Source organism: Collibacillus ludicampi (assembly GCF_023705585.1).
Taxonomy (GTDB): Bacteria; Bacillota; Bacilli; order Tumebacillales; family BOQE01; genus Collibacillus; species Collibacillus ludicampi.
Map to the genome: position 1 here is coordinate 1624698 of NZ_BOQE01000001.1, position 15993 is coordinate 1640690.

Consider the following 15993-nt stretch of genomic DNA (forward strand, 5'->3'; position numbering starts at 1 on the left):
CACATGTAGAGAGGGGGGCATGCGGTGAGTTTGATGACACAATACCTCACCCTGATTGCGATGAGCATTTCGGGCGCCATTCTCGGTGCCGTTTATGATGTCTATCGAGTCGTTTTGAAACAATGGCGTTTTCTTCGTTTCCTTAACCCGGTTTTCGATCTCATGTTCTGGATATTTGCGCTTGTTCTCGTCTTCTGGGCGTTGATGTGGGCGAATAACGGGGATGTTCGTCTGTACGTATTCGTGATTCTCCTGCTGGGCCTTTTGGTGTATCGCTTGTTATTCCGTAAAATCGTCGTGAGTGGAACGGTCGGTGTGATTCTCGGAATGAAAGCACTTGGTCTTTTGATCTACCGTATGTTTCTCTTGCTTGTCGTTCAGCCGCTTCTTTTGCTCGGGCGATTGCTGCTGGCTCTCCTTCGGGCATTGGATCGTGTGGCACAAGTGATTGAAACGGTCATCTTATGGCCTTTCAGACCTATTCTTCGACTCCTGCATAAGGGTTTAAAGAGGGTATTTGTACCTATAGAAGAGCCTTTGGTACGATATTGGAAACACATGAAAAAGGTAAAAGGATTTCTTGTCTCCTTGTCGAATTGGTTCTTTAATCGCAAAGACGATGAGGAACCAAAAGATCCAAAAGGATAGGAGCGGGTGTTTCCATGCTCTCTACAGCGAAGAAACGGCGATCGAAGATCGTTCCAATCGATAGAAACAATACGTTTCCCATCCATGTTCCGCAGGCGGGTAGAAAACGGAAGCTGAAATTGAGATCTTGTTTCCTCTTTGTCTTCATGCTTTGGGCGGTCTACACCTATTTTTTTGACCAAGCTCCAAAGTTCAGGCAACTGGAACAAGAGAGAGCACAACTCAATCAACAACTGGTAGAGCAGGAACAAAAATTGCAAGAACTCAATGCAGAAGTCAAAAATCTAAACAACGATGATTACATTGCATTACTTGCAAGAAAATATAATATGGTAAAAAAAGGGGAAATAATTTACCAACCGGGACAGTAGCTTTCTTGACATAGTTTCGTTTATTTATTAAAATATGAACTGTTATATTCCTTTTTTTCTATTCGAGGAGGAGCGTTTCTTTTCATGTCTATTGAAGTAGGCAGCAAACTAGAAGGGAAAGTTACAGGTATTACTCATTTTGGGGCATTTGTGCTGCTACCGGGTGGTTCAACGGGTCTCGTTCATATATCAGAGATCGCTGATACCTATGTAAAGGATATTAACGATCACCTGAAGGTTAACGACATGGTAACGGTCAAAGTTCTTTCTGTCGACAAGGATGGCAAGATTGGTCTTTCCATACGTCAAGCGAAAGAACAACCGGAAGCTCCTCAGGGAGGATCCCCCAATCGCGGAGGGGATCGTGAACGTCGTTCGCCACGTAGTGCACGTAATGAACGAGGGCCTCGCCTGTCGTTTGAAGATAAGATGAACCGTTTTCTGAAAGACAGTGAAGAACGTTTGGCTGCTTTGAAACGAAGCGAATCAAAACGCGGTGGGCGTGGAGGCCGTCGTGGCTAAATGGTAATGATTTTAAAGGCATCTCAGTGATGGGGTGCTTTATTTATTATCTCTGAAAATAGCACGATATCAGATTTGTGAAATGACGAATTAGGGAATTCAAGGAAGAGCCGTTTAAGGAATCGATGTCATGAGCGGATTTGGTAAACGGCACTTTTTGGTGCATTGATTCATAGATACAAATACATGTCAGATGGATTCAGCACAAGGAAGAGGAGGGTCTACATATGGAACAAAGAATTCAGAATTGGTTATCATATGAGAAACTCGATGAAGAACTGGCTGCAGAATTGAGGAAAATCAAAGACGATGATCGTGAGTTGAAAGAGAGGTTTCATCAGCACCTGGCGTTCGGTACGGGAGGCTTGCGCGGGGTACGCGGAGCGGGAACGAACCGGATGAACATTTATACGGTTCGGCGTGCCGCGGAAGGTGTGGCCAGGTTTCTGGAGTCAGAGGGAGCGATTGCCAAGGAGAAAGGTGTGGCGATCGCTTATGATTCGCGCCATCATTCCCGCCTGTATGCCGAAAATGCGGCATTGACATTGGCGGCACACGGAATTCGTACATATTTGTTTGACGAGTTGCGTCCCACACCCGAATTATCTTTTGCCGTCAGGAATCTGGGGGCGGCTGCCGGCATCGTGATCACAGCGAGTCACAATCCGCCTGAGTATAACGGGTTTAAAGTATACGCAGCGGATGGAGGTCAGATCACACCCGCGACGGCCGAGGCCATTCAAGCCCACATGGAGGACATCGAGAATGAACTGTTGATTCCTGTGATGGAGTGGGAGGAAGCGAAAGCGAAAGGACTTCTGCAAGAATTGGGCGAGGATATGGATGAAAAGTACCTGTCATATTTGTCAGGATTGACATTGTTCCCTTCCGATTTCGAGGAAGCAAAACGCCAACTGCGAATCGTTTACACTCCGTTACATGGAACGGGTCTGAAACCGGTGACCGCTATTTTGAATAAAATGGGGTTTGAAAACGTAACGGTGGTTCCCGAGCAAGCCGAACCGGATCCTCAATTTTCTACCGTCCAATCTCCCAATCCCGAAGAGAAAAAGGCGTTTACGCATGCACTTCGTCTCGCGGAGAAGATCAACGCAGACATGGTGATGGGAACGGATCCGGATGCTGACCGTGTGGGTGTTGTCGTTCGCGATCAAACTGGGGAATTTCAGGTGCTAACGGGTAATCAGTTGGGGGCGCTTCTGTTATATTACATTTTGCAAAGACGGCAAGAAATGGGGAAATTGCCGGCCAACGGGGCGATGGTCAAGACCATCGTCACTTCGGAGTTGGGGAGGGCAATCGCTGATTCGTTCGGTGTGAAAACGTTCGATACGTTGACGGGCTTTAAGTTCATCGGAGAGAAAATCACTGAGTTTGAACAAACCGGATCCCACACATTCCTGTTTGGATATGAAGAAAGCTACGGTTATTTAATCGGCGGTGAGGTTCGTGACAAAGACGCCGTGCAAGCGTGTATGATGGCTGCCGAGATGACGGCTTATTATAAGACGCAAAATAAAACGCTTTATGACCAACTTGTCACATTGTGGGAACGATACGGTTATTTCATGGAAGATCTCCTGTCATTGACCATGAAGGGAATCGAAGGAATGGAAAAGATTCGTGCAATGATGAAACAGGTGCGCGAGAACCTGCCTAAACAATTGGGCGGTCGTATGGTGACGAGTGTTGAGGATTATTTAAGCAGCCGTAAAACCTTGTGGGTTAACGATGGGAACCATGTTCGTGAGGATGTGTTGACCCTCCCGCGGGCGGATGTGGTTCGAGTGCACCTGGAAGGGGGATCCTGGTTTGCCGTACGTCCTTCAGGCACCGAGCCGAAGATCAAGTTTTATTTTGGCGTACGGGAAGGTTCTTTGGAAGAGGCGAAGAATCGTCTCGATTCGTTAAAACAAGCTGTCACCGAATGGATGGGAATATAAAAGAGCTGAGACCTCTCGGGCGAGAGGTCTCTTTTTATATATTGACAAGAGTGCACGGCCAACCGTTACGTCCATCCTAGTAACCCGTACCTTAACCAATAGTAAGGGATACCGATCAGGTTCGTTAAAACTTTTTTTGTACCCAGGTGGGATTGCCACCAGGTATCGGGAGGAAACCTGGATTCACTGAGCAGGGGAGCGGAGATGACACGGATTCCGGCTTTGCGGTACAAGTGTGAAAAAATCCATTGGGCCCTCCGCGAATGGTCCCAGTCGGTCACAATTATGCAAGAGTTCCATCTGTGGGCTTTGATGACATTCAATGTAAAGAGAGCATTTTCGTATGTAGTGGTCGAACGGTCTTCCAGGTACATGGCCTGATTCGGTACCCCTAATGTCAATGCTTGTTCGCGCATGATGTCAGCTTCTGTACTCTTCCAGGTTTGTAAGACTCCACCGGAAAAAATCAGGTGGTCAGCCCATCCTTCCTTATACAGTTTGACGGCATAAGCCAGTCGCTTTCCTGAGTAATCACCGCCGAGAACGACGATCGCATCCGTTTTTTGCAAAGGATCCTGGACGGTGAGAAGCGGAGGGACCCAGGAACGGTAGGTCAAGGTTAAGGCGACAAGTAGAAGCAAGATGATGAGAAGCATAGGTCGTTGTTTCATCATACCTTTCAGGATATCAAATAGCGGCATGCAGCGCTACGGGTCTAGCCGAATCGGAACCGGCATATGGTAGAAGTGACACGGGTGCGGATTTTGCAATTTATGAGACGAGGTGAACCCTATGACATTACATCCGATCCCAATCGCGATGGTTCTGCTTTTGTTTGGACTTATGGCTATCCCGCCGATGCTTGCTTTTATGAAAGAGAAACGAATGGGTTTGGCGGCGTTCATGCTGCTTACTGTCGTCGGTTTCGTTTTCGCCGCATATGTGGCGGTACATGTCCCGGCGGGAAATTCTTAAACCGCACGGAATGGAACATTGCCAATAAACAAGGCGGATTCCTGGATCGGAACTCCTTGTTTATTGGCGCGCCTTATTTTGTACATACTCATTCAGGCGATCATTCAGCAAATAGGAACCCGGTTGGTTATGATTGTTGTGACATGAGAGTTTGGTTGTTTCTATACTTATAAAAAATACGATTCAACATGACGATAGATCTCCTGTCTTTTTCCTGAAAGGCCCGCAGCAGTTGGTTGCGAAGCCAGCTCGGCATGCGCATTCCCTCCATCCGGCTGGTGTACGTATAGGCAGTATACGCGCTGGGACAGGGAGAAGTGCCTAGAAGGAGAAATTTTTTAAAAAATTTTTCAACATCTAGGAAAAGATTCATCGGGGTATACCCATCATCCACAAATCCTCCGTGATACGGATGTCGGTTCCGGATCAAAGTTTCAGTCGTGCAATTCCGAGTCGCGAGAACAGATCCATTACATTTTCATCCAATTCTTTACTGTGGACGATCCGCCGGATCCCCGCTTTGATCGCCAATTTGGCACTCGTATAACTGGGGGCAGCCGTGGTAAACAGAGTGGCAGAAGAATTGTTGACACTGCCCCTCGGCAAGGAGAGCAACGCATTTTCCTCCGCGTCGAGGGCGATACACATTTCATCGGGATTCAACACATGAGGGCACCCTCCATTGGTGCAATGGATATCTCCTGGAACGGAGCCTTTGTATCCTGTCGCGATCACCTGCTTATCCATAACGACCAGACTGCCGACACGATTTAAGGAACAAGTGGAACGCAAGCTGGCCATATACGCAAGCGATAGGAAATAGGTATCCCATGTTGGCCTTTCTCCTAAAGGGATCTTTTGCAAGAGGTGCATGACTTGCGAAAGGTGAGGATAACGATCGGTTTCCATCTGCTTGACGCATAATCCGGTGCGCGCGAAAAGTGCTTCCGTTTCCGGTGAAGGATAACCTTCTACATAATAAACCGTGTGAATACCCGCTCGTACGATCATTTTGGCACATAGAAAACAAGGATACGTTGTGGTATACAATTCTCCGCCTTTTGCTTGCATGCCGATCTGTATCAATGCATTCTGTTCCGCATGTACGGCGATGCAGTCGGCAAGTCTCTCCCCGGATCCGAGTTCCCCGCGCTTCTTCGCTTCGAAGCGTGGGCATCCGCCCTCGATACAGTGAACGTCTCCCGGTACAGAGCCGTTATAACCGGTAGACAAAATCTGTTTGTCATGTACGATGGTACAGCCCACCCTGCGGCTTCCGCATGTTGAACGCAAACTGGCCATAAACGCGGCAATCATAAAATATTCGGTCCAACTAGGCCGCTGACCCAAGGGGACATGGTCGACCCAATCACGAATGGATGTGAGAATCATAAAAAAACCTCCTATATGTAACAATACCAGAAAGTTTGTCGACTCAGAAAAAAATTTCGACAGATTCGACGGGAAAAACCAATCACTCCAGTCTTCACATACTTGGTGAGAGAAGGAAATAAAAGCAATTGCCGAGAAACGGATTCGCAGACTTCCACAAAAAAACAAATAAATTGTCGGAATTTTTATTCCGATTCAAGCGCATTTTGACAAATTTTACGCAAAGGTGCTGCTATAATGTGGTCAATACTTCAGGACGGGTGGTGTCTGAATGATGGAGAGGAGTTTTTGGAAATCCGGTGTGGCAAACGTAGGAGGCATAATGAATCGGGTGGGGTTTTCGCCTATTCGCAGGCTCAGCAAGGCGATCGGTGGTTGGTGGCAGAATCTTTGGACCAAAGGAGTGTTGATTCTCGTTTTAATGTCATTCTTTCTGGGGAGAGCCGAGATCCTCGGGGAAATTTCTCCGTTCGCGGTTGCTTACTATGCGGTCATTCTTCGTTTCAGACAAACGGCAGCTCGGAAGGTCATGCTCGCGCTGGTCGTCGGGTATATCGCTGCAAACGGTGTTTTCTCTAGATGGCCGGTGATTCTTGGGATGCTTGTCCTCTATCGCTTGATCTATAGACTCCTGGCAAAGAATAAGGTTCTGGATCTCGGCACCATTCCTCTCGCGGTTTTCTTGGTGGATACGGCTGTACGGTTTGCATATGCGGCCATCCACGGGGATATGAGTCGTTACTCCATGTTAATGGGATTGGTTGAAGGTTTTTTGGCGACTGTCTTGACCATGATCTTCATCCAATCGATCCCCGTTTTTACATTTCAACGAGGTGTAAAGGAACTGCGCAATGAAGAAATTATCTGTCTGGTCATTTTGATGGCTTCCGTTCTTACGGGATTCACCGGATTGACATTTGGATCTGTCTCGCTAGTAAATATATTCAGCCGTTACTTGATTATGCTTTTTTCCTTGATTGGAGGAGCGGGTGTCGGTGCAGGCGTCGGTGTGGTGACGGGAATCATTCTTTCCATGTCTTCGCTAACGGCGGTCACCCAAATTGGTCTTTTGGCTTTTTCGGGGTGCTTGGAGGACTTCTGCGTGACGCGAAGAAACTGGGAGTCGGACTCGGTTTCATGTAGGGAACGGCGATTCTTACCGTATATGTAGCCGATTTGTCGCAAGTCGCGGTGGGTCTTGAAGAATCTTTGGCCGCATTTGTACTGCTCTTCCTGACACCGAAAAGCTTGATTGAACAGATCGCGCGTTATGTTCCAGGAACCCATCAGCATGCATTGTCACAGCAGGATTACGCGCGACGGATCCGTGAATTGATGGACAATCGAATACGCGAGGTGTCGAATGTATTCCAAGAATTGTCAAACACATTTTCACAGATCTCGGCAAGCCAGGTTCGTCCACCTGATGAACTGTTGAACAAAACACTTGAACATGTTTCGCAACAAGTATGTGCTGGATGTTTCAAACGAGGGCAATGTTGGAGTAAACATTTTATGGAAACCTATCAGGGGATGGTCGACTCCTTGGCGATGATCGACATCGACGGATACGTGGATGCGAGAAACCTCGCACCCGCATTGAAGAGGAGGTGTATTAAAACCGAACAGATCACAAATGCGCTTAACCGCGCGGCCGAATTTGTAAAACGTGACGCAAAATGGCAGGCGCTTCTCGCGGAGAACCGTGATTTGGTCGCTTCACAGCTCACCGGTGTCGCTAAGATCATGAGTGAGTTGGCAGGGGAAATTCGCAAGGAAAACCATGTGTCCGCCGATCAGGAAGAACATATCATGGCGGCGCTCGAACAGTTGGGCTTGACGATTCGCACGGTCGATATCATTTGCCTTGATGAGGGGAAGGTGGAGATTGAAGTTACCTATGCCGGATGCGGAGATTACAACGAATGTGCGAAAGTGATTGCTCCGTTACTTTCTGAAATCCTTGGTGAGAATATTACCGTCGCACAAAAACGGGCGGAATCGGAAGGGTTTTGTACGGTCACTCTTACATCCGCCAAAGTCTACAACGTGGAGGTGGGGGTTGCATCAGCGGCTAAAGACGGGAAAATGCTGAGCGGAGACTCCTTCACATCTCTGGATGTGGGGAATGGTAAATACGCGGTCGCTGTTTCGGATGGTATGGGAAATGGTGAACGGGCGATGCAGGAGTCGAGTGCGGCGATCCGCCTCTTGCAACAATTGCTGAAAGCGGGATTTGATGAACAATTGGCGATCAAAACGGTGAATTCAGTCTTGCTGCTTCGTTCACAAGAAGAGATTTTTGCGACGATGGATTTAGCGCTCATTGACTTGTATTCGGCGAAAACCGAATTTTTAAAAATCGGATCGGCTCCGTCTTTTATCAAGAGGGGTTCGGAAGCGTTTCCGATCTGCGGAGCCAATATTCCCATAGGAATCTTGCAAGATATTGAAATCCAGTCTGTGGAAGCCGACTTGCAAGAAGGAGATTTTCTCATTCTCGTATCGGACGGTGTCTTTGATGCGGCGAAACAGATGGAAAATTCGGAGGTGTGGCTGAAGACTCAAATCGAGAGCATCGAAACGAACGACCCTCAAGCGATCGCTGATGTTCTGTTAGAGTTGGCGGTTCGTATGAATCACGGGGAGATCAATGACGATATGACCGTATTGGTGGCCAAGATCGAGAGATTCCAACCCGAGTGGTCGACCATCAAGATACCGGGCCTCAAGAAAATCAAACGCAAAAAAGGAGGGAAGCAAAACATCGTTCCTCTGAGTCAAGGATCGCCAACTGCATGAAAGGTGAAGTCTATGTCTCAATCCTTGCGGACATACTGATAGGAAAATGTTTCGCAAGGAGTTGAAAATATGCGGGGAGCACATGAGATTCGACAAATTCTTTTGATAACAGACGGATGTTCCAATCAAGGGGGGGATCCTGTACAAATCGCACGAATGGGCAAGAATTATGGGGTCACTGTGAATGTCATCGGCATCCTAAACAGTGGATCATCCAGATGGCAAGGGGAGCGTGAAGTGTACGGAATCGCGGAAGCAAGTGGAGGCATGTGCCGGATTGTCGAGATACAAGAATTGGCCGGTACCATGCAGATGATGACTCAACAATCGATGCAAATGGCCATTCAGCGAGTCGTGGACAGGGAACTGCTTGCAATCTTAGGCGGAGAGACAAACACCTTACCTCCGCAAAAGCGAATTGAGGTCGCTCGTCTGATCCAAAAAGTGAGCGATGAAGTGTTTCTTCGTCTCGTACTTCTGCTTGATGTTTCCGCATCGATGGACAGCAAATTACCAAAAGTCAGGGAAGCGATACATGATCTCGCCTTAAGTCTAGATGCGCGCGCGGGAGAGCACGAAGTAGCGATTCTCACGTATCCGGGAACGCGAGGTCAATTGGTTACCCGGGTGTGTGACTTCTGTTCGTTCCCTGATCTGAATGGCTTGATGAATCGCTTGTCAGCGTATGGAGTCACACCGACCGGTCCGGCCTTGCAGGAAGCCTTCCATCTGTTTGCCGAAACTGCCGGTGGAATCGTGCGTAGTAGTGAAGAGTCCCTGATGCGGGAGGATGGAAAACATGGGTTTTTCTCATCCTATATCGTTTAAAAGCGATTTCTTGCAACCGGGTCAGAAGATTGTCGGCAGATGGAATCACCGCACGTATCATGTGTTAGGCAAAATCGGTAAAGGAGCGAACGGGGAAGTCTACCTTGTCGAGTTGAACGGGCATCGTTTGGCTCTCAAGATTTCTGCAGACGCTACCAATATCGCCTTAGAGTATCAGGTGCTTCGCGAAATGAGTGAAAAGGTTCAAGGTATCTCCCTTGGGCCTTTTGTCTTGGAAATGGATGATTTCGAATCTCCCAAAGGGGAGGGCGGACATACTCTTTTATTTTTTTACGTTATGGAATATGTGGAGGGGGTCGGAATCGAATCATTTTGCAGAAGAACGGTTCGCTCTCGGTTGGGGCTTTGATTTTGCAGCTTCTCTCCTTTCTTGCCCACATCCACGAGCATCAGGTGGTGTTTGGCGATTTGAAGGCGGAAAACTTGCTTGTTCATCCGCAAAAGGGAATCTTGCGCGTCATTGATTTCGGGGGAGTCACTCCGTTCGGAAAAGGAATCAGACAATATACCGCATGGTATGACCGGGCGCATTGGGGGATGGGTGCACGGCGAGCGGACGAGGCGTACGATTTGTTTGCGGTTGCGATGTTAATGCTACGTTTATGTAAGCCGGGCCTTGATATGGGATTGTTCGTTTCTGCTGATGTATCCCTCCGATGGAAAGAACTGATGACGAGAGCCCAACGATCGCCGGAGATCTCCATCTGGGGGCCGATTCTTGAACGAGCATGGGCAGGTAAGTATAAAAATGCATGGATGATGCATCGTGATGTGGAGCGGATCCAGAAAAGGATCATGATGGAACAATCGCCTGCCCGAAGGAACCGGACGAACGCTTTCTCATTCATGCCATCAGAGCGCTCCTTCTTTCAACGATGGGATATGACCGATTGGGCGTTGCTTGTCGCTATTCTTTTCACATTGTCTGTGTTTGTTCACGTTTTTGTAACCTTCTAGCCTGCGGAAGCACAAGGATGTGTCCGGGATGGGGAGAAAACAAGTTATAAGGGGAAATCAAGAAGGAATCCTGTGTGTGATCCTCGAACCAGTTTTTAGTTACCAACGATATCATCACATGTTGAAAGGCAGAGTGAATAGTGTCTGGACACATGAGAGAATCCTTACATGATTTAGAAACTACGATTCGAATCTGTCTGCAAGCGGGCAATCTGATGTTGAAAAATGGAGCGGAGACATCGCGCATCGAAGAAACGATCACCCGTCTGGGACTGGCATGTGGTGCAAATCACGTACATAGTTTTGTGACTCCAACGGGAATCTTTATCACTGTACATTCAAATGCGGGTGTGGTCTCAAGGGTGTATCGAATTATGGGATCCCCGGGGATCAATCTGTACAAAGTCGCCGAGGTGAATGCCCTATCCCGCCGTTTTGAACAAGGGGAGTGTACGGCTGACGAGGTGATCGAACGACTGCAAAGGATCGAAAGAGAAGGGACTGTTTTTCCGTGTTGGGTAACATATCTTGCAGCTGCCATATCCAGCGGAGGGTTTACCATAATGTTTGGCGGTTCGTGGCAGGATTTTCTACCGGGCGCTTGTGCAGGTTGGGTAGCTAACACGCTCATGGAAAACTTGGATCCGCGGATGCCCCGGTTTCTCGCCGTATTTTTTTGCGCATTTGTAAGCAGCCTACTGTCGATGATCTTTGTATTGATCGGTTTTGGCAAGAATATCGATAAAGTGATACTTGGCGGGGTGGTACCCTTGGTACCTGGACTCGCGATAACGAATGCGGTGAGGGACTTAATGGCGGGTGATCTTCTATCGGGTCTGGCGCGTTCGGCGGAAACCGTGCTCACCGCTTTTGCCATTGCAGTGGCGGTGGCCATTGTCATCGTCATGCGAATGTGGGGGTTTACGATATGATTCGTTTGGCAATGGCCTTTTTGGCAACTACTTCGTATGCGGTGATTTACAATGTTCCACGGCGAGCTTTGATTCCCGCAGGGTTTGTCGGTGCCATCGCCTGGTTGGTTCTCGTTGGTTCTCAACGATTGTTCGGTTTTAATGTAGTCGCAGCTTCTTTTTGCGCCGCTTTGGTTGTGGCTGTGAGCAGCGAACTGTTGGCACGTATTCAGCGGATTCCGGCAACGGTGTACTCTTTTGCCGGCATCGTAACCCTGGTTCCGGGAACCAGCGCGTTCGCTACCATGCGGGCGTTTATCGAAGGGGATTATTTTACCGGCCTTTCTCGCGGTACGGAAACGATGCTGATCGCCGGAGCGGTCGCATCGGGGCTCGTGTTGGCAGGTGCTTTTATGCGTTGGGGAAGGAGGGGGCGCTATGCTCTCGAAAGTCAAATGCACGATTGAAGAGCACCAGCTGCTTGCCTCCGGTGATCATGTCCTCGTGGCTGTCTCAGGCGGACCTGATTCCATGGTACTTCTATCCCTGTTGAAACAGTTGGCAGCAGAACTTTCCCTTACGTTGGCGGTTGGGCATGTGGAACACGGACTGCGAGGGGAAGAATCACGGGCAGATGCGGCTTTTGTCAAGGAGTATGCGGAAAAGCTGAATCTTCCCGTACATATTGGCAGCTTTGACGTTCCTTCAGTGGCGAGGGAAAAAGGATTGTCTTTCGAAGTAGCGGCCCGTGAGGTGCGTTACAAATATTTATGGGAAACTGCTCAATCGATCGGCGCGAATACCATTGCATTCGCCCATCATGCGAATGATCAAGTGGAGACGATCCTCATGCGTTTTTTGCGGGGAACGTCGCTGACCGGGCTAACGGGGATTCCGATCAGTCGTGAAATGGAAGGAATAAGGATCATCCGCCCGCTCTTATACATATGGAGAGACGAAATCGAATCCTATTGCCGGAAAGAGGGGATATCGTACCGCACAGACTCATCGAATATGTCTGTAATATATTTCCGCAATAAGATTCGCCTGAATCTGCTACCTCATTTGGAACATGAATATAATAAGAATATACACAAAACCATCTATCAGCTTGGAGAAATCTTGCGTGATGAAGATGCGTATATGGAACAAGAGGCCGCCAAGGCGTTGGAACGAGTTGCACTGGAAAGAAAACCTGGACGGTACACCCTTGACAATGACGCGATCCGGATGCTTCCGATTGCTTTACAACGACGTGTAATTAAACTAATATTATATTATCTGTCCGGACATACCAGGGAGTGGGAATCAGTTCATATTGAAGGAATTCGGAAACTGATTCAAAGTGATGCGCCAAATGCGGAGATGGATTTGGCACATCACATGCGGGTATATAGGGAATACCGCCTGATACATATCGCCTGCCAAGAAGATCAACGTTTGAAGCTTTCACAGGAGGTTTCACTTGCAATTCCCGGTGACACCGATATTCCAGAGTTGGGGATTCGTGTGAAAGCTCGAGTGATCGACGGGGCACACGCGAAACCGGACAGTCGATGGGAAGCGCGGTTTGATTTTGACGAGTTGGGAGGCCATCCTCTCTTCGTGCGTACACGTAGGGAAGGGGATATCATCCGGCCTTATGGGATGTCGGGCACGAAAAAGATCAAAGATTTGTTCATTGAAGCGAAAGTCCCGCGAAGGGAGCGTGACCGATGGCCACTTCTCATATGGAAAGATCAAATCGAATGGGTAATTGGAATCCGAAGGGGCAGGGGGGCTGTCGTGACCCCGAATACCCGACGAACCTTATGCATTCGTGTGACACTATCTAGGGGGTAGCGGGATTCTATGCAGAACGATATGCAGGAAATTTTGTTCTCTGAGGAGATGATCCAAGAGAAGGTTAAAGAGCTTGGAGAAGTGATCTCCCGTGAATATGAAGGAAAAAATCCGCTTGTTATATGCATTCTCAAAGGCGCTGTCATGTTTATGAGCGACTTGGTGAAAAGAATCACCATTCCGTTGGAAATGGACTTCATGGCGGTATCCAGCTACGGATCATCGACCAAATCCTCTGGGGTGGTGCGCATCCTTAAAGATTTGGATACAAGTGTGGAAGGCCGCCATGTCTTGATTGTAGAAGATGTAATCGACAGTGGATTGACGCTTTCTTATCTCCGCGATTCCCTTTTGCAGCGCAAAGCCGAGTCTGTAAGAATCGTGACGTTATTTGATAAACCTCACCGTCGCACCATAGACATCCGTCCGGATTTTTATGGGTTCACCGTTCCGGATAAATTCATTGTCGGGTATGGGCTAGATTTTGCGGAGAAATACCGCAACCTGCCTTATGTCGGTGTCTTGAAACCTGAGGTCTATCAAAACAAGTAAGAGAGGCGTGAGTTGATTACATGGTCAAGAAGGGTGAGCGAACGCCGTGACCGGGAGGAGGCAGGGAATGAACAGATTTTTCCGGAATGCCGGTTTTTATTTATTGATCTTTCTGGTAGTGGTCGGAATCGTTAATTTTATTACCGGCCAGGATCAGGAGCAAAAGGTGTTGCCTTTTAACGAATTCATGCAGGACGTACACAATGGCAACATCCAAAGCTTAGATGTAACTTCCGAGGGTCTAACCCTGAAGCTGCACGGAAAGCTCAAGAGCGGTGAAGAATTTACTTCACGTGCCCTATTCAGTGAAGCTTTCACGAAAGAATTGCAAAGTATGACGAATACCGTGAAGATCAACGAACCGCAGCGTGAGTCGGTTTGGTGGACCTTCCTTACATCCATTGTTCCGTTCGTCGTCATGTTTATCCTCTTCTTCTTCCTGTTCAACCAGGCTCAGGGCGGCGGCTCCAAAGTGATGAATTTCGGTAAGAGCCGTGCGAAGCTGTACACCGAAGAGAAGAAGAAAGTGACCTTCGACGATGTTGCAGGTGCCGATGAAGAGAAAAACGAGCTGGTGGAAGTCGTAGAATTTTTGAAAGATCCGCGAAAGTTTTCGGCACTGGGTGCGCGTATTCCCAAAGGCGTTTTGCTTGTAGGTCCTCCGGGTACCGGTAAAACGCTCTTGGCTCGAGCTGTGGCAGGTGAAGCGGGTGTACCTTTCTTCTCGATCTCCGGTTCCGACTTCGTGGAGATGTTTGTGGGTGTAGGTGCGTCGCGTGTGCGTGACCTCTTCGAAACAGCCAAGAAGAACGCGCCTTGCATCATCTTTATCGATGAAATTGATGCGGTCGGTCGTCATCGTGGCGCCGGTTTGGGCGGTGGACATGATGAAAGGGAACAGACGCTCAACCAATTGCTTGTTGAAATGGACGGATTTGCGGGGAATGAAGGAATTATCATCATCGCTGCAACCAACCGTCCGGATATACTCGACCCGGCGCTCTTGCGTCCCGGACGTTTTGACCGCCAGATAACAGTCGACCGGCCGGATGTGAAAGGTCGGGAAGCGATTCTTAAAGTACATGCCCGGAATAAACCGATCGGTCCTGATGTTACGTTAGAAGGGATCGCAAAAATGACCCCCGGCTTTACAGGGGCTGACCTGGAGAACTTGTTAAACGAAGCCGCGTTGCTTGCGGCTCGAAAGAATAAAAAAGTCATCGAGATGTCTGAGATCGACGAAGCGATCGACCGTGTGATCGCCGGTCCGGAAAAGAGATCGCGCGTTTACTCCGAGAAGGAAAAGAGATTGGTGGCATACCATGAAGCCGGTCATGCGGTGGTCGGTTATTTTCTGGAGTATGCGGATGAAGTTCATAAAGTCACAATTATCCCCCGCGGAATGGCGGGTGGCTATACAGTCATGTTGCCGAAAGAAGACCGCTGGTTTATGACGAAGTCTGAAATGCTTGACAAGGTGGCGGGATTGCTTGGCGGTCGTGTGGCGGAAGAACTGGTTTTGAATGAGATTTCCACGGGAGCGCACAATGATCTTGAGCGCGCGACGAACATTATCCGTAGAATGGTTACCGAGTACGGTATGAGCGATAAACTCGGTCCGCTGCAATTTGGCCGTCATCAAGGGCAGCCGTTCTTGGGGCGCGATTTCGCGAGCGAGCAAAACTATTCGGATGCGATCGCTTATGAGATCGATAAAGAAATGAGAGAGATTATGGATCAATGTTACCAAAGAACGCGCGAAGTGCTTACGAAACATCGTGAGCAGCTCGAGCTTCTGGCGCAGGCTCTTCTGGAAAAAGAGACGCTTAACAAACATGAGATTGAAGAGCTCATGATGAAAGGCTCACTTGAACCGAAAGTGACGATTCATAAGCAAGCGAATGAAGACACAACGAAAAAAGATGAAGCGAATGAGTAGTCGTGAAGCAGGAATCTGTCGTCGCAGGTTCCTGTTTTTTTACCTTTTGATTCATACGTTTTGGACGTTCAAACGAAGCTTCCTTATGGTTTGTTATTGGTATCCTATATATAATTCAATCGAATATATCTGTATATGAGTCAGTGTGCGTTTGTATTGGGGTGAATCAGTGAGTTCGACAGTTTATCTCATAGAAAAACATATTTTTTGCGTGATTTTGTTTCAGAATTTGTATTGTCGTGCAGTTCATGATGTGATAAGATAACATC

At 48.2% G+C, this 15993-nt stretch carries 18 protein-coding genes; 15 read left to right on the plus strand and 3 right to left on the minus strand.

All coding sequences use genetic code 11. The features are described from left to right. The first annotated feature begins 33 nt into the window (after positions 1-33). The 4 genes from yabQ (at position 34) to DNHGIG_RS08155 (ending at position 3505) form a co-directional block, all read left to right on the plus strand. Positions 34-648 (plus strand): spore cortex biosynthesis protein YabQ, encoded by a 615-nt coding sequence (gene yabQ, locus DNHGIG_RS08140; RefSeq protein ID WP_282201386.1) that lies wholly within the window; start codon positions 34-36, stop codon positions 646-648. 14 nt (positions 649-662) lie between these two features. Next, positions 663-1019 carry an FtsB family cell division protein gene (locus tag DNHGIG_RS08145; protein ID WP_282199198.1) on the plus strand — a complete coding sequence of 119 codons (357 nt, stop codon included), beginning with the start codon at positions 663-665 and terminating at the stop codon, positions 1017-1019. 84 nt (positions 1020-1103) lie between these two features. Beyond that, positions 1104-1541, plus strand: a complete 438-nt coding sequence (locus DNHGIG_RS08150) for a S1 domain-containing RNA-binding protein (RefSeq protein ID WP_282199199.1) — start codon at positions 1104-1106, stop codon at positions 1539-1541. A gap of 227 nt (positions 1542-1768) precedes the next feature. Continuing rightward, positions 1769-3505, plus strand: a complete 1737-nt coding sequence (locus DNHGIG_RS08155) for a phospho-sugar mutase (RefSeq protein ID WP_282199200.1) — start codon at positions 1769-1771, stop codon at positions 3503-3505. Positions 3506-3570: 65 nt separating this feature from the next. Here DNHGIG_RS08155 and DNHGIG_RS08160 read toward each other — a convergent pair whose 3' ends face one another. Then, positions 3571-4179 carry a YdcF family protein gene (locus DNHGIG_RS08160; RefSeq protein WP_282199201.1) on the minus strand — a complete coding sequence of 203 codons (609 nt, stop codon included), beginning with the start codon at positions 4177-4179 and terminating at the stop codon, positions 3571-3573. Positions 4180-4297: 118 nt separating this feature from the next. Between DNHGIG_RS08160 and DNHGIG_RS08165 the strand changes: the two genes are divergently transcribed. Beyond that, positions 4298-4480 carry a hypothetical protein gene (locus DNHGIG_RS08165; RefSeq protein ID WP_282199202.1) on the plus strand — a complete coding sequence of 61 codons (183 nt, stop codon included), beginning with the start codon at positions 4298-4300 and terminating at the stop codon, positions 4478-4480. A 127-nt stretch (positions 4481-4607) separates the two neighbouring features. Here the strand turns inward: DNHGIG_RS08165 and cmpA are convergent, their stop codons facing one another. Next, on the minus strand, positions 4608-4853 hold the full coding sequence (cmpA, locus tag DNHGIG_RS21175) for a cortex morphogenetic protein CmpA (RefSeq protein ID WP_439647766.1): 246 nt from the start codon (positions 4851-4853) through the stop codon (positions 4608-4610). A 53-nt stretch (positions 4854-4906) separates the two neighbouring features. After that, positions 4907-5872, minus strand: a complete 966-nt coding sequence (locus DNHGIG_RS08175; protein WP_282199204.1) for a deoxycytidylate deaminase — start codon at positions 5870-5872, stop codon at positions 4907-4909. 271 nt (positions 5873-6143) lie between these two features. On the opposite strand from DNHGIG_RS08175, the gene DNHGIG_RS08180 reads away from it, so the two are divergent. The 10 genes from DNHGIG_RS08180 (at position 6144) to ftsH (ending at position 15724) form a co-directional block, all read left to right on the plus strand. Next, positions 6144-7043 carry a hypothetical protein gene (locus DNHGIG_RS08180; protein ID WP_282199205.1) on the plus strand — a complete coding sequence of 300 codons (900 nt, stop codon included), beginning with the start codon at positions 6144-6146 and terminating at the stop codon, positions 7041-7043. A 5-nt stretch (positions 7044-7048) separates the two neighbouring features. Next, the gene (gene spoIIE / locus DNHGIG_RS08185) at positions 7049-8674 is read left to right on the plus strand and encodes a stage II sporulation protein E (RefSeq protein WP_282199206.1); all 1626 of its coding nucleotides are present in this window, start codon (positions 7049-7051) and stop codon (positions 8672-8674) included. Positions 8675-8743: 69 nt separating this feature from the next. Continuing rightward, entirely contained in the window at positions 8744-9502 is a 759-nt protein-coding gene (locus DNHGIG_RS08190) for a vWA domain-containing protein (RefSeq protein WP_282199207.1), read from the plus strand. Continuing rightward, positions 9474-9872: a hypothetical protein gene (locus tag DNHGIG_RS08195; protein WP_282199208.1), complete on the plus strand. Its 399-nt coding sequence runs from the start codon at positions 9474-9476 to the stop codon at positions 9870-9872. Before DNHGIG_RS08190 ends, DNHGIG_RS08195 begins: the two co-directional genes overlap by 29 nt. After that, positions 9836-10480, plus strand: a complete 645-nt coding sequence (locus DNHGIG_RS08200; RefSeq protein ID WP_282199209.1) for a protein kinase domain-containing protein — start codon at positions 9836-9838, stop codon at positions 10478-10480. Before DNHGIG_RS08195 ends, DNHGIG_RS08200 begins: the two co-directional genes overlap by 37 nt. A 140-nt stretch (positions 10481-10620) precedes the next feature. Next, on the plus strand, positions 10621-11412 hold the full coding sequence (locus DNHGIG_RS08205; RefSeq protein WP_282199210.1) for a threonine/serine exporter family protein: 792 nt from the start codon (positions 10621-10623) through the stop codon (positions 11410-11412). Further along, entirely contained in the window at positions 11409-11858 is a 450-nt protein-coding gene (locus DNHGIG_RS08210; RefSeq protein WP_282199211.1) for a threonine/serine exporter family protein, read from the plus strand. Before DNHGIG_RS08205 ends, DNHGIG_RS08210 begins: the two co-directional genes overlap by 4 nt. Then, positions 11830-13233, plus strand: a complete 1404-nt coding sequence (gene tilS, locus DNHGIG_RS08215) for a tRNA lysidine(34) synthetase TilS (protein WP_282199212.1) — start codon at positions 11830-11832, stop codon at positions 13231-13233. The genes DNHGIG_RS08210 and tilS overlap by 29 nt, the downstream gene beginning before the upstream one ends. Positions 13234-13242: 9 nt before the next feature. Then, positions 13243-13785 carry a hypoxanthine phosphoribosyltransferase gene (hpt, locus tag DNHGIG_RS08220; protein ID WP_282199213.1) on the plus strand — a complete coding sequence of 181 codons (543 nt, stop codon included), beginning with the start codon at positions 13243-13245 and terminating at the stop codon, positions 13783-13785. A gap of 67 nt (positions 13786-13852) precedes the next feature. Then, positions 13853-15724, plus strand: coding sequence for an ATP-dependent zinc metalloprotease FtsH (gene ftsH, locus DNHGIG_RS08225; RefSeq protein ID WP_282199214.1), 1872 nt, complete (start codon positions 13853-13855; stop codon positions 15722-15724). The last annotated feature ends 269 nt before the right edge of the window (positions 15725-15993 follow it).

Excerpts from the sequence above, each read along its gene's own strand:
- DNHGIG_RS08210 (WP_282199211.1), top strand. The coding sequence starts at position 11,409 with ATGATTCGTTTGGCAATGGCCTTTTTGGCAACTACTTCGTATGCGGTG.
- DNHGIG_RS08180 (WP_282199205.1), top strand. The coding sequence starts at position 6,144 with ATGATGGAGAGGAGTTTTTGGAAATCCGGTGTGGCAAACGTAGGAGGC.
- DNHGIG_RS08190 (WP_282199207.1), top strand. The coding sequence starts at position 8,744 with ATGCGGGGAGCACATGAGATTCGACAAATTCTTTTGATAACAGACGGA.
- DNHGIG_RS08145 (WP_282199198.1), top strand. The coding sequence starts at position 663 with ATGCTCTCTACAGCGAAGAAACGGCGATCGAAGATCGTTCCAATCGAT.
- DNHGIG_RS08195 (WP_282199208.1), top strand. The coding sequence starts at position 9,474 with ATGGGTTTTTCTCATCCTATATCGTTTAAAAGCGATTTCTTGCAACCG.
- cmpA (WP_439647766.1), bottom strand. The coding sequence starts at position 4,853 with ATGAATCTTTTCCTAGATGTTGAAAAATTTTTTAAAAAATTTCTCCTT.
- yabQ (WP_282201386.1), top strand. The coding sequence starts at position 34 with ATGACACAATACCTCACCCTGATTGCGATGAGCATTTCGGGCGCCATT.
- ftsH (WP_282199214.1), top strand. The coding sequence starts at position 13,853 with ATGAACAGATTTTTCCGGAATGCCGGTTTTTATTTATTGATCTTTCTG.
- hpt (WP_282199213.1), top strand. The coding sequence starts at position 13,243 with ATGCAGAACGATATGCAGGAAATTTTGTTCTCTGAGGAGATGATCCAA.
- tilS (WP_282199212.1), top strand. The coding sequence starts at position 11,830 with ATGCTCTCGAAAGTCAAATGCACGATTGAAGAGCACCAGCTGCTTGCC.
- DNHGIG_RS08155 (WP_282199200.1), top strand. The coding sequence starts at position 1,769 with ATGGAACAAAGAATTCAGAATTGGTTATCATATGAGAAACTCGATGAA.
- DNHGIG_RS08160 (WP_282199201.1), bottom strand. The coding sequence starts at position 4,179 with ATGATGAAACAACGACCTATGCTTCTCATCATCTTGCTTCTACTTGTC.
- DNHGIG_RS08150 (WP_282199199.1), top strand. The coding sequence starts at position 1,104 with ATGTCTATTGAAGTAGGCAGCAAACTAGAAGGGAAAGTTACAGGTATT.
- DNHGIG_RS08165 (WP_282199202.1), top strand. The coding sequence starts at position 4,298 with ATGACATTACATCCGATCCCAATCGCGATGGTTCTGCTTTTGTTTGGA.
- DNHGIG_RS08175 (WP_282199204.1), bottom strand. The coding sequence starts at position 5,872 with ATGATTCTCACATCCATTCGTGATTGGGTCGACCATGTCCCCTTGGGT.